This is a genomic window from Streptococcus pseudopneumoniae ATCC BAA-960 = CCUG 49455, assembly GCF_002087075.1.
Taxonomy (GTDB): domain Bacteria; phylum Bacillota; class Bacilli; order Lactobacillales; family Streptococcaceae; genus Streptococcus; species Streptococcus pseudopneumoniae.
Genome location: NZ_MWSM01000018.1, coordinates 64,791 through 77,656, shown reverse-complemented (window position 1 = coordinate 77,656; position 12,866 = coordinate 64,791). Strand labels below are relative to the sequence as shown.

Genomic DNA, 12,866 nt, shown 5'->3' with positions numbered 1-12,866 from the left:
TCAGTTACATATATCTACGGAAAGGTGAAGCTGACGTGGCTTGAAGAGATTTTCGAAGAGTATTAGCGACTAGTTAGCTGGGAAAGGAAGATATTTGTGACAAATAATAAACTGTATTCGTTGATAGAATTTAGAAATAAAATATATGAAGAATTAGAACTTTCCAGAAGTGATTTAGCGATTTTACTATGTGCCATGCTTATCGCCTCTATCGGATTAAATATGGATTCGACTCCCGTGATTATTGGAGCCATGTTAATCTCTCCTTTGATGACACCTATTCTGGGAGTGGGGCTCTCTCTAGCTATATTTGATTTTAAATTGTTAAGAAAATCTTTTAAAATATTAGCTATTCAAATTCTTGCCAGTCTAATAGCTTCAACACTTTATTTTTATCTTTCTCCCATTTCGTATGCTAGTTCGGAGATTGTTGCTAGAACCTCTCCGACTATTTGGGATGTTCTCATTGCTTTTGTAGGAGGGATAGCAGGTATTATTGGTGCTAGGAAAAAAGAGACCAATAATATTGTTCCTGGTGTTGCTATTGCAACCGCCTTGATGCCTCCTCTTTGTACAGTAGGTTATGCTATTGCTTCTGCTAATCTAAAATTTATCATAGGCTCCTCTTACCTATTCCTCATCAATTGTAGCTTTATTGTCATTGCGACTTATATAGGTGTTAGGTTGATGATGGTTAAGAAACATTATTTTAAAGATAATGAAGAAGACTCTAAAATGCGCAGGATTTTGCTTCTAGTTGCTGTTTTGCTGATGATTCCGAGTTTTATCTCTGCAACGACTTTAGTGAGAGAAACGTTGAAAAAAGAGTCCCTTAAGAAATTTATATCAGAGCAATTTCAGGGGCATAATATTTTGAAAAAAATCTATTCTAAAAAGACTCATACCCTAAAGCTAACCATTTCAGGAAATTATTTGACAGAAGAAGAACTCGATATGATTTCCAGTAAGAGAGGTGACTATGGTTTAAGTGATGTTTCTGTTCAAGTTTCCCAATTGTCTGATTCAGAACAACTTAGTAAGGAAGAACTGGTGGAGTATTTCTTCCAGTATATCAAGGATAAGGAAGCAAAAGAAAAGGAAAAAGCCAATAAATTTGATACAGAGTCTGAGGAACAATAATTTCTTGAGAATAGCTGGTTTTTCTCGTGAGTCTTCTATGTATATCAAAGGAAGACTGAAGTCTTAAGTATAAACTTTTCTTCTATTATAGTAGCTAAGTCTTGACAGGGTTCAAAAAATGGTTTACACTTTATAAAGTTTATTACTTTGAAAAGGTGTGATACTGTGGCTACGGCAACAAAAAAGAAAAAATCAACAGTTAAAAAAAATCTAGTCATCGTGGAGTCGCCTGCTAAGGCCAAGACGATTGAAAAATATCTAGGCAGAAACTACAAGGTTTTAGCCAGTGTCGGGCATATCCGTGATTTGAAGAAATCCAGTATGTCCGTCGATATTGAAAATAATTATGAACCGCAATATATCAATATCCGAGGAAAAGGCCCTCTTATCAATGACTTGAAAAAAGAAGCTAAAAAAGCTAATAAAGTTTTTCTGGCGAGTGACCCGGACCGTGAAGGAGAAGCGATTTCTTGGCATTTGGCCCATATTCTCAACTTGGATGAAAATGATGCTAACCGTGTGGTCTTCAATGAAATCACCAAAGATGCTGTCAAAAATGCTTTTAAAGAACCTCGTAAGATTGATATGGACTTGGTCGATGCCCAACAGGCTCGTCGTGTCCTAGACCGCTTGGTAGGCTATTCGATTTCGCCTATTTTGTGGAAGAAGGTCAAGAAGGGCTTGTCAGCAGGTCGCGTTCAGTCTATTGCGCTTAAACTCATCATTGATCGTGAGAATGAAATCAATGCCTTCCAGCCAGAAGAATACTGGACAATTGATGCTGTCTTTAAAAAGGGAACCAAGCAATTTCAGGCTTCCTTCTATGGAGTAGACGGCAAAAAGTTGAAACTGACTAGCAATGATGAGGTCAAGGAAGTCTTGTCTCGTCTGACTAGCAAAGATTTTTCAGTGGATCAGGTAGATAAGAAAGAGCGCAAGCGCAATGCTCCATTACCCTATACCACTTCATCTATGCAGATGGATGCTGCCAATAAAATTAACTTCCGTACTCGAAAAACCATGATGGTTGCCCAACAGCTCTATGAAGGGATCAATATCGGTTCTGGTGTGCAAGGTTTGATTACCTATATGCGTACTGATTCGACTCGTATCAGTCCAGTGGCACAGAACGAAGCAGCAAGTTTCATTACAGACCGTTTTGGTAGCAAGTATTCTAAGCATGGTAGCAAGGTCAAAAATGCATCAGGTGCTCAGGATGCCCATGAGGCTATTCGTCCGTCAAGTGTCTTTAACACACCGGAAAGTATTGCTAAGTATCTGGATAAGGATCAGCTCAAGCTTTATACTCTTATTTGGAATCGTTTTGTAGCGAGTCAGATGACAGCTGCTGTCTTTGATACCATGGCTGTTAAATTGTCGCAAAATGGTGTTCAATTTGCTGCTAATGGTAGTCAGGTTAAGTTTGATGGTTATCTTGCCATTTATAATGATTCTGACAAGAATAAAATGTTACCAGATATGGCTGTTGGAGATGTGGTTAAGCAGGTGAATAGCAAACCAGAGCAACATTTCACTCAACCGCCTGCTCGTTATTCTGAAGCGACATTGATTAAGACCTTGGAGGAAAATGGTGTTGGACGTCCGTCAACCTACGCACCGACCATTGAAACTATTCAGAAACGTTATTATGTTCGCCTTGCAGCCAAACGCTTTGAACCGACAGAGTTGGGAGAAATTGTTAACAAGCTCATCGTTGAATATTTCCCAGATATCGTAAACGTGACCTTCACAGCTGAAATGGAAGGCAAGCTGGATGATGTCGAAGTCGGAAAAGAGCAGTGGCAACGTGTTATTGATGCCTTTTACAAACCATTCTCTAAAGAAGTGGCCAAGGCTGAAGAAGAAATGGAAAAAATCCAGATTAAGGATGAACCAGCTGGATTTGACTGTGAAGTGTGTGGCAGTCCAATGGTCATTAAACTTGGTCGATTTGGTAAGTTCTACGCTTGTAGCAATTTCCCAGATTGCCGCCATACCCAAGCAATTGTGAAAGAGATTGGTGTTGAGTGTCCAAGTTGTCATCAGGGACAAATCATTGAGCGTAAAACCAAACGCAATCGCCTTTTCTATGGTTGCAATCGCTATCCAGAATGTGAATTTACCTCTTGGGACAAGCCTGTTGGTCGTGACTGTCCAAAATGTGGAAACTTCCTCATGGAGAAAAAAGTCCGTGGTGGTGGCAAGCAGGTTGTTTGTAGCAAGGGTGACTACGAAGAAGAAAAGATTAAATAAGAAGAGAGTCCTGAAAGTGAATTTCAGGCTCTTTTTGGTTAGAACTTGACAAAATACATCATTTTATGCGAGACTAGAAGAGGATTATTTTATACTCAATGAAAATCAAAGAGCAAACTAGGAAACTAACCGCAGGTTGCTCAAAGCACTGCTTTGAGGTTGCAGATAAGACTGACGAAGTCAGGAACCATACCTACGTCAAGGCGACGTTGATGCGGTTTGAAGAGATTTTCGAAGAGTATTAACTAGGAGTAGTTATGCGTCTTATCTATCTGATAATTGGTTTTTTATCACTGGCCTTGGCTATTGTTGGGGTTGTTTTACCTTTGTTGCCTACAACTCCCTTTCTTTTGCTGTCTATTGCTTGTTTTTCCAGAAGTTCCAAGCGTTTCGAAGATTGGCTTTATCATACCAAGCTCTATCAAGCATATGTAGCTGATTTTCGTGAGACCAAGTCTATTGCGCGTGAACGTAAGAAAAAAATCATCGTGTCTATCTACATCTTGATGGGAATTTCCATTTATTTTGCACCTCTCTTACCAGTCAAAATCGGTCTGGGAGCTTTGACCATCTTTATCACTTATTATCTCTTCAAGGTCATTCCAGACAAAGAATAGTTAAAATAGTAGTTATTTGCCTTGATAAAAATGAAAGCATATTCACAATAATATGATATAATGAATTTAAAGTAATCTTCAAGGAGAATCAAATGATTTACGAATTTTGTGCTGAAAATGTGACCCTGCTTGAAAAAGCGATGCAGGCTGGAGCTCGTCGAATCGAACTCTGTGATAATCTAGCAGTGGGAGGAACAACACCAAGCTATGGAGTGACCAAGGCAGCTGTTGAACTGGCAGCTAACTATGATACGACCATTATGACTATGATTCGGCCACGTGGTGGTGACTTTGTCTATAATGACCTAGAAATTGCTATTATGCTAGAAGACATTCGGTTGACTGCTCAGGCTGGAAGTCAAGGGGTTGTATTTGGGGCTTTAACTGCTGATAAGAAGTTGGATAAGACTAATCTGGAGAAGTTGATAGCTGCATCAAAAGGAATGGAAATTGTCTTCCACATGGCCTTTGATGAATTGAGTGATGATGATCAACTAGAAGCTATTGACTGGCTTAGTCAAGCTGGAGTCACTCGTATCCTGACTCGTGCGGGTGTGTCTGGCGATTCACTAGAAAAGCGTTTTGCTCACTATCACAGAATTTTGGAACATGCTAAAGGTAAGATTGAAATTCTACCAGGTGGGGGGATTGACTTGGACAACCGTCAAATCTTTATCGACCAGCTTGGCGTGACACAATTGCACGGAACCAAGGTTGTCTTTTAAAAAATAGAAAGGAACTGCTAGCTTTGGGTAGCAGTTTTCACTTATGTTTGAAATTTTTAAATCCTATCAATTTAACCAAGAAAAGGCTCATGCTTTTGGTTTTGTAGAAAATAGTGGAGTCTGGACCTATAGTTGCATGATTTTGCAGGGTGATTTTGTCATGACTGTGTCCATCACTACTGATAATGTGAGTTTTCAGGTTTTTGATCAGGAAATGGGTGACTTCTATCCTCAAGTTCATATGGAAAGTATGACAGGAAGTTTTGTTGCAAGTGTCCGTGAGGCTTGTCTGGAGATTCTCTACCAGATTCGGAAGGCTTGTTTTGATGTACAGGATTTTATCTGTCCTCAGACTAAGCGTATCATGGCTCAGATTCAGGAAAAGTATGGTAATCAGTTGGAGTTTCTATGGGAAAAATCGCCTGATACAGCAGTGTTAAGACACGAAGGCAATAAAAAGTGGTATGCCGTCTTGATGAAAATCTCTTGGGACAAGCTTGATAAAGGAAAAGAAGGTCTAGTCGAAGCAGTCAATCTTAAACATGACCAAGTAGCTGACTTACTTTCAAAAAAGGGCATTTATCCAGCTTTTCATATGAATAAACGCTACTGGATTAGTGCGGCGCTTGATGATACTTTATCAGATGAAGAAGTACTGGAATTGATAGAAAGAAGCTGGAATTTAACTATTAAAAAATGAAACATTTCAAGGATTTTCAAGAACTTTCAATTAGCTAAATATTCTCTACTGAAGAAATTTTCAGAAAATATTTGATTTTTTCTTGACAAGTGCTTTTGCCTATGCTAAAATACTTAACAAGATATCAAACGAAGGAGAAAGTCAAACATGAAAACAGCTAAGTTTAATCAATTCGCTTTGTTGTTGAGGTACTCGGGCTAGTGCAAAAAGCATTAGTCCTGTTTGGCTTACCAAGCGGGAGTAAATCAACATCTCGCTTGGGTTTCTGAGCGAGATGTTTTTTTTAAAATCACATTTGGAAAAGGGGAAATCTTATGCGAACAGTTGAATTTCTAGATACCAGCCTTCGGGATGGAGAGCAGACACCCGGTGTTAACTTTTCAATCAAAGAAAAAATTGCCATAGCAAGGCAGCTTGAGAAATGGGGTATTTCAGCCATTGAAGCTGGTTTTCCGGCGGCGAGTCCTGATTCATTCACAGCAGTGCAGGAGATTGCTAAGGCCTTGAAGAAAACGGCGGTAACTGGTCTGGCCCGCTCTGTCAAGTCTGATATTGATGCTTGTTACGAGGCCCTAAAGGACGCCAAGTATCCACAAGTTCACGTCTTTATCGCTACCAGTCCCATTCATCGTAAGTATAAGCTCAATAAGAGCAAGGAAGAGATTTTGGAAGCTATTAAGGAGCATGTTTCTTATGCCCGTTCTAAGTTTGAAGTGGTCGAATTCTCTCCTGAGGATGCGACTAGAACAGAGTTGGATTTCCTCTTACAAGTTGTTCAAACAGCGGTTGATGCAGGGGCGTCTTATATCAATATCCCTGATACGGTTGGATTTACCACGCCAGAGGAGTACGGTGCTATCTTCAAATACTTGATTGAGAATGTCAAGACGGATCGTCAGATTATCTATTCGCCTCACTGCCACGATGACCTTGGAATGGCAGTGGCAAATAGCCTTGCTGCCGTCAATAATGGGGCAGAACGTGTTGAAGGAACCATCAATGGTATTGGTGAGAGAGCTGGAAATGCTTCTTTGGAAGAAATAGCAGTTACTCTCAATATTCGCCAAGATTACTACCAAGCAGAAACCAGTATTGTCCTAAATGAGACCATCAATACGTCAGAAATGGTTTCTCGCTTCTCAGGAATTCCAGTTCCTAAAAACAAGGCTGTGGTTGGTGGTAATGCTTTTTCTCATGAATCTGGTATTCACCAAGATGGAGTTCTTAAAAATCCTCTCACTTATGAGATTATCACCCCTGAATTGGTTGGTGTTAAGAGTAATAGTCTTCCGCTTGGAAAATTGTCTGGTCGCCATGCCTTCGTTGAGAAGCTGAGAGAACTAGCCCTAGATTTTACAGAAGAGGATATCAAACCACTCTTTGCTAAGTTCAAGGCACTGGCCGACAAGAAACAAGAAATCACAGATGCAGATATTCGTGCGCTGGTAGCTGGAACCATGGTTGAAAATCCAGAAGGCTTCCATTTTGATGATTTACAACTTCAAACCCATGCAGATAATGACATTGAAGCGCTCGTTAGCCTAGCCAATATGGATGGTGAGAAGGTCGAATTTAATGCGACAGGTCAAGGTTCCGTTGAAGCGATCTTTAACGCTATCGACAAGTTCTTTAACCAATCCGTTCGCTTGGTGTCCTATACCATTGATGCGGTAACGGATGGAATCGATGCCCAAGCTCGGGTTTTGGTCACTGTTGAAAACAGAGATACAGAGACCATATTTAACGCAGCAGGTCTTGATTTCGATGTGTTGAAGGCTTCGGCTATTGCCTATATAAACGCTAATACCTTTGTTCAAAAAGAGAATGCTGGTGAGATGGGACGTAGCGTTTCCTATCGCGATATGCCTAGTGTGTAAAGGAGAATGCTATGACAAAGAAAATAGTAGCTTTAGCAGGGGATGGAATCGGCCCAGAAATCATGGAGGCTGGTTTAGAGGTTCTGGAAGCTCTAGCTGAAAAAACAGGCTTTGACTATGAAATAGACAAACGACCTTTTGGAGGTGCAGGTATTGATGCTGCAGGGCATCCTTTACCTGATGAAACCCTCAATGTATGTCGTGAAGCAGATGCCATTCTCCTAGCGGCTATCGGTAGTCCTCAGTATGATGGAGCAGTGGTTCGGCCTGAACAAGGCTTGCTAACTCTCCGTAAGGAACTCAATCTTTACGCTAATATTCGCCCTGTAAAAATCTTTGACAGTCTCAAGCATTTGTCCCCTCTCAAACCGGAACTAATTGCTGGTGTAGACTTTGTCGTGGTGCGTGAGTTGACAGGCGGGATTTACTTTGGAGATCATATCCTTGAAGAGCGTAAAGCGCGTGATATTAACGACTATAGCTATGAGGAAGTAGAGCGAATTATTCGCAAAGCCTTTGAAATCGCAAGAAATCGCAGAAAAATCGTTACTAGTATCGATAAGCAAAATGTTCTAGCGACCTCAAAACTCTGGCGGAAAGTAGCTGAGGAAGTCGCGCAGGATTTCCCAGATGTGACCTTGGAACACCAGTTAGTCGACTCAGCTGCCATGCTTATGATTACTAATCCTGCCAAGTTTGATGTCATCGTGACGGAGAATCTTTTCGGAGATATTCTATCTGATGAATCAAGCGTTCTATCTGGCACACTTGGGGTTATGCCATCAGCCAGTCATTCTGAAAATGGACCAAGTCTTTATGAGCCCATTCACGGTTCAGCTCCTGATATTGCAGGTCAAGGAATTGCAAATCCTATTTCCATGATTTTATCAGTGGCCATGATGTTGAGAGATAGCTTTGGACGTTATGAGGATGCAGAGCGTATCGAGCGTGCTGTTGAGGCAAGTTTGGCAGCTGGTGTTTTAACAAGAGATATAGGTGGACAGGCTTCGACCAAGGAAATGACGGAAGCTATTATTGCAAGGTTATGAAGTTAGACGAAAAAATTACTCTAGTCCTTTTGATTTGGAATGTCATGGTTTTCTTGATTTATGGCATTGACAAATCCAAGGCAAGGAGAAGAGCTTGGCGCATCCCTGAGAAAATCTTACTTATTTTGGCCTTTACTTGTGGTGGTTTTGGTGCCTGGCTAGCAGGAATCATCTTTCACCACAAGACTCGAAAATGGTACTTTAAAATAGTTTGGTTTCTTGGGATGGTGACCACACTAGTAGCCTTATATTTTATTTGGAGGTAATGGATGACAGGAAAATCGATTTTTGATAAATTATGGGATCGTCATGTTATCACAGGAGAAGAGGGGCAGCCCCAACTCATGTATGTGGACCAGCACTATATCCACGAAGTGACCAGTCCTCAGGCCTTTCAAGGACTACGAGACGCAGGTCGTAGATTGAGACGACCAGACTTGACATTTGGAACCTTTGATCACAATGTTCCGACAGTCAATATCTACGATATTCGAGATGTTATTTCCAAGGCGCAAATTGATAAACTTGCTGAAAATGTTGAGGAGTTTGGGATTGAACATGCGGCCCACGGTTCTGAAAAACAGGGGATCGTTCATATGGTTGGTCCAGAGACAGGACGAACCCAACCAGGGAAATTCATCGTTTGCGGAGATAGCCACACAGCAACTCACGGAGCTTTCGGAGCAATCGCCTTTGGAATTGGGACCAGTGAGGTCGAACATGTCTTTGCGACACAGACACTCTGGCAGGTCAAACCCAAGAAAATGCTGGTGGAATTTACAGGTGTTCCTCAAAAGGGAGTTTATTCCAAGGATTACATTTTAGCCTTGATTGCCAAGTACGGCGTTGCTTGCGGCGTTGGCTACGTGGTGGAATATCGTGGACAAGCGATTGATGCACTGAGCATGGAAGAGCGAATGACCATCTGCAATATGTCCATCGAGTTTGGATCTAAGATGGGAATCATGAATCCGGACCAAACCACCTATGATTATCTCAAGGGACGAGAATGTGTTCCAGAGGACTTTGAAGAGGCTGTGGCGGATTGGAAAACAATTGTCAGTGATGATGATGCTGTTTATGATAAGGTTATCCAGATGGATGTTTCAGACTTGGCTCCTATGGTGACCTGGGGAACCAACCCTGCTATGGGTGTTGACTTTGACAGTAGTTTCCCAGAAATCAAAGATATGAATGATGAACGAGCCTACAATTATATGGATTTGGAGCCTGGTCAAAAGCCAGCGGATATTGAACTAGGTTATATCTTTATCGGTTCTTGTACTAATGCTCGACTCAGTGATTTGCAGCTGGCTGCTCGATTTGTCAAAGGGAAGAAAATAGCTCCTAACTTAACGGCTATCGTAGTTCCAGGCTCTCGTCCTGTCAAACGAGCTGCTGAGAAGTTGGGCTTGGACAAGGTTTTCCTAGACGCTGGCTTTGAGTGGAGAGACCCGGGTTGCTCCATGTGCCTAGGGATGAATCCTGATAAGGTACCTGATGGTGTTCACTGTGCCTCAACAAGCAACCGCAACTTTGAAGACAGACAAGGCTTTGGTGCTAAGACCCACCTCTGCAGTCCAGCCATGGCAGCAGCAGCAGCTATTGCAGGGCGCTTTGTAGATGTTCGGAAAATGCCAGAAGCCCAGTAAGGAGAGGATATGGAGAAATTTACAGTTTATACGGGAACGACCGTTCCTCTCATGAATGATAACATCGACACCGACCAAATCCTACCCAAGCAGTTTCTCAAGTTAATTGATAAAAAAGGCTTTGGTAAGTACCTCATGTATGCTTGGCGTTATCTGGATGATCTCTATACTGAGGATCCAGACTTTGTTTTTAACCGACCTGAATATCGGAAAGCTAGTATTCTCATTTCAGGGGATAACTTTGGGGCAGGGTCTTCTAGGGAACACGCAGCTTGGGCCTTAGCAGACTATGGTTTTAAGGTCGTGATTGCAGGATCTTTTGGTGACATTCATTACAATAATGAACTCAATAATGGCATGTTACCTATTGTTCAGCCCAGAGAGGTTAGAGAGAAACTAGCCCAGCTAAAACCAAGTGACCAGGTAACTGTGGACTTGGAACAACAAAAAATCATCTCACCAATTGGAGAATTCACTTTTGAAATCGATAGCGAGTGGAAACACAAGCTCTTAAATGGTTTGGATGATATCGGTATTACCTTGCAGTATGAAGATTTGATTGCTGCTTATGAAAAACAACGACCAGCCTACTGGCAGGATTAGAAGAAAAATAGAAAAGGAAATAGAACTATGACAAAACACATTCAATGGAAGGGAACACTTTCACAAGAAGGCTATGATATTTTAAAAGGTGAGGGCGGTTGTATTGTTTGCCCTACTAAAGTTGGTTACATCATCATGACTAGCGATAAGGCTGGTCTTGAACGTAAGTTTGAAGCCAAAGAACGTAACCGTAACAAACCAGGTGTTGTTCTCTGTGGTAGCATGGATGAGCTTCGCGCCTTAGCACAACTCAACCCAGAAATTGAAGCCTTCTACCAAAAACATTGGGATGAAGATATTCTTCTTGGTTGTATCCTACCTTGGAAACCAGAAGCCTTTGAAAAACTGAAAGCATACGGTGATGGCCGTGAAGAACTGATGACTGATGTGCGTGGCACTAGCTGTTTTGTTATCAAATTTGGGAAAGCTGGTGAACAATTGGCTGCCAAACTTTGGGAAGAAGGCAAAATGGTTTACGCTTCATCTGCAAACCCATCTGGAAAAGGAAACCGTGGTAAGGTAGAAGGTATCGGAGAACGTATCGAAGGAGCTGTAGACCTTGTCATCGAAGCAGACGACTATGTGGCATCCATCCAACCTGACAAAACGATTGAAACGCGCTACGAGCAAGGTGTGATGGTCTCTATGGTCGATAAAGACGGCAAACTCATCCCAGAACAAGGAGGAGCACGCTCAACTTCACCAGCTCCAGTTGTAATCCGCAAAGGGCTTGACATTGATAAGATTATGATGCACCTGTCAGACACCTTTAACTCATGGGACTACCGCCAGGGTGAGTATTATTAGGATAGAGAAGAAGTGGGGAGAAAATAATCTCTCCTCTTTCATTTGTTTTATAACACAAGTAAAACCCGAACAATATAATTTAATTTATAAAATTATTTGACAAAAACTGTACTTTAGTTTATAATAAATTAAGGAAACGTCGGAAAAGGCGTAGTGATGCGAGAGCATAGGTAGGTCATTACAAAAGAAACGAGACATCGATATGTTAAATGAATTTCCAATTTTTGATTACGAAGATATTCAATTGATTCCAAATAAATGTGTCATTAAAAGCCGTGCAGAAGCGGATACAAGTGTCACTTTAGGAAATCACACCTTTAAACTACCTGTTGTGCCAGCGAATATGCAGACGATTTTGGATGAAAATGTAGCAGAGCAACTGGCTAAAGGTGGTTACTTCTACATTATGCACCGTTTTGATGAGGCAGGACGCATTCCTTTTATTAAACGCATGCACGATCAAGAACTCATTGCTTCTATCTCTGTCGGTGTTAAGGACTATGAGTATGATTTTGTTAGCCAGCTCAAGGCTGATGCTCCTGAGTATATCGCTATTGATATTGCTCATGGTCATGCGGATAGCGTGATTTCTATGATTCAACACATCAAGAAAGAATTGCCAGATACCTTTGTCATTGCTGGAAATGTGGGAACACCAGAAGCTGTGCGTGAATTGGAAAATGCTGGTGCGGATGCGACTAAGGTCGGAATTGGTCCTGGTAAGGTTTGTATAACCAAGGTCAAGACAGGTTTTGGTACAGGTGGTTGGCAGTTGGCTGCTCTCCGTTGGTGTGCCAAGGCTGCGCGTAAACCGATTATCGCTGATGGAGGAATTCGTACTCACGGTGATATTGCCAAGTCTATCCGATTCGGTGCCAGCATGGTCATGATTGGTTCCCTCTTTGCAGGACACATCGAAAGTCCAGGGAAAACGATTGAAGTCGATGGTGAACAGTTCAAAGAATATTACGGTTCAGCCTCACAATATCAAAAGGGTGCTTACAAAAATGTGGAAGGCAAACGTATCTTGCTTCCTGCCAAAGGTCATCTGCAAGACACTTTAACTGAGATGGAACAAGACCTTCAAAGTGCTATTTCTTATGCAGGTGGACGTCAGGTTGCTGACCTTAAACATGTTGATTATGTTATCGTGAAAAACTCCATCTGGAATGGGGATGCTTCCCACTAAGACGGCCTATCTCACTAGAAAAAACTTGTTATTAGAGCAAATTTTTGTTATAATAAAACAAGTTTCCACCCTTAGTGTAATGGATATCACGTAAGATTCCGGTTCTTGAGATGGGGGTTCGATTCCCTCAGGGTGGATGTAAACATCCTAAAAAGCCTTTAATAGGGCTTTTTTCTTTATCCTGCCCCAAATTTGCTCCTAATACTCTTTGAAAATCTCTTCAAACCACGTCAACGTCGCCTTACCGTAGATAT

The 12,866-nt window shown here is 41.5% G+C and carries 13 protein-coding genes and 1 tRNA gene; all 14 read left to right on the top strand.

Features of this window, described 5'->3' with window-relative positions:
- Window positions 1-96: 96 nt before the first annotated feature.
- The 14 genes from B4W83_RS04755 to B4W83_RS04690 all read left to right on the top strand — a co-directional run bounded on the left by B4W83_RS04755 (window position 97) and on the right by B4W83_RS04690 (window position 12,749).
- Complete coding sequence (locus B4W83_RS04755; protein ID WP_007284808.1) at window positions 97-1,140, top strand: TIGR00341 family protein; 1,044 nt, start codon at window positions 97-99, stop codon at window positions 1,138-1,140.
- 165 nt (window positions 1,141-1,305) lie between these two features.
- Window positions 1,306-3,393 (top strand): type I DNA topoisomerase, encoded by a 2,088-nt coding sequence (gene topA / locus B4W83_RS04750; RefSeq protein ID WP_000179656.1) that lies wholly within the window; start codon window positions 1,306-1,308, stop codon window positions 3,391-3,393.
- Window positions 3,394-3,491: 98 nt separating this feature from the next.
- The gene (locus B4W83_RS13345) at window positions 3,492-3,638 is read left to right on the top strand and encodes a hypothetical protein (protein WP_000693518.1); all 147 of its coding nucleotides are present in this window, start codon (window positions 3,492-3,494) and stop codon (window positions 3,636-3,638) included.
- 12 nt (window positions 3,639-3,650) lie between these two features.
- Window positions 3,651-4,010, top strand: coding sequence for a YbaN family protein (locus B4W83_RS04740; RefSeq protein WP_001237214.1), 360 nt, complete (start codon window positions 3,651-3,653; stop codon window positions 4,008-4,010).
- A 92-nt stretch (window positions 4,011-4,102) separates the two neighbouring features.
- The gene (locus B4W83_RS04735; protein WP_000638793.1) at window positions 4,103-4,735 is read left to right on the top strand and encodes a copper homeostasis protein CutC; all 633 of its coding nucleotides are present in this window, start codon (window positions 4,103-4,105) and stop codon (window positions 4,733-4,735) included.
- Window positions 4,736-4,778: 43 nt separating this feature from the next.
- On the top strand, window positions 4,779-5,435 hold the full coding sequence (locus B4W83_RS04730; protein WP_000461574.1) for an MmcQ/YjbR family DNA-binding protein: 657 nt from the start codon (window positions 4,779-4,781) through the stop codon (window positions 5,433-5,435).
- A 314-nt stretch (window positions 5,436-5,749) separates the two neighbouring features.
- Entirely contained in the window at window positions 5,750-7,312 is a 1,563-nt protein-coding gene (locus tag B4W83_RS04725; protein WP_001261079.1) for a 2-isopropylmalate synthase, read from the top strand.
- An 11-nt stretch (window positions 7,313-7,323) separates the two neighbouring features.
- Entirely contained in the window at window positions 7,324-8,361 is a 1,038-nt protein-coding gene (gene leuB / locus B4W83_RS04720) for a 3-isopropylmalate dehydrogenase (RefSeq protein WP_000162518.1), read from the top strand.
- A complete protein-coding gene (locus B4W83_RS04715) occupies window positions 8,358-8,627 on the top strand; it encodes a DUF1294 domain-containing protein (protein WP_000762443.1) in 270 nt (89 codons plus the stop codon). The genes leuB and B4W83_RS04715 overlap by 4 nt, the downstream gene beginning before the upstream one ends.
- Window positions 8,628-8,630: 3 nt before the next feature.
- Complete coding sequence (gene leuC, locus B4W83_RS04710) at window positions 8,631-10,013, top strand: 3-isopropylmalate dehydratase large subunit (RefSeq protein ID WP_000147085.1); 1,383 nt, start codon at window positions 8,631-8,633, stop codon at window positions 10,011-10,013.
- 9 nt (window positions 10,014-10,022) lie between these two features.
- Window positions 10,023-10,616 (top strand): 3-isopropylmalate dehydratase small subunit, encoded by a 594-nt coding sequence (leuD, locus tag B4W83_RS04705; RefSeq protein WP_000410635.1) that lies wholly within the window; start codon window positions 10,023-10,025, stop codon window positions 10,614-10,616.
- Between the two features lie 27 nt (window positions 10,617-10,643).
- The gene (locus B4W83_RS04700) at window positions 10,644-11,423 is read left to right on the top strand and encodes an L-threonylcarbamoyladenylate synthase (protein ID WP_000160496.1); all 780 of its coding nucleotides are present in this window, start codon (window positions 10,644-10,646) and stop codon (window positions 11,421-11,423) included.
- Between the two features lie 202 nt (window positions 11,424-11,625).
- Window positions 11,626-12,612, top strand: coding sequence for a GMP reductase (locus B4W83_RS04695; protein WP_000931154.1), 987 nt, complete (start codon window positions 11,626-11,628; stop codon window positions 12,610-12,612).
- Between the two features lie 65 nt (window positions 12,613-12,677).
- Window positions 12,678-12,749, top strand: a tRNA-Arg gene (locus B4W83_RS04690).
- Window positions 12,750-12,866 lie beyond the last annotated feature (117 nt).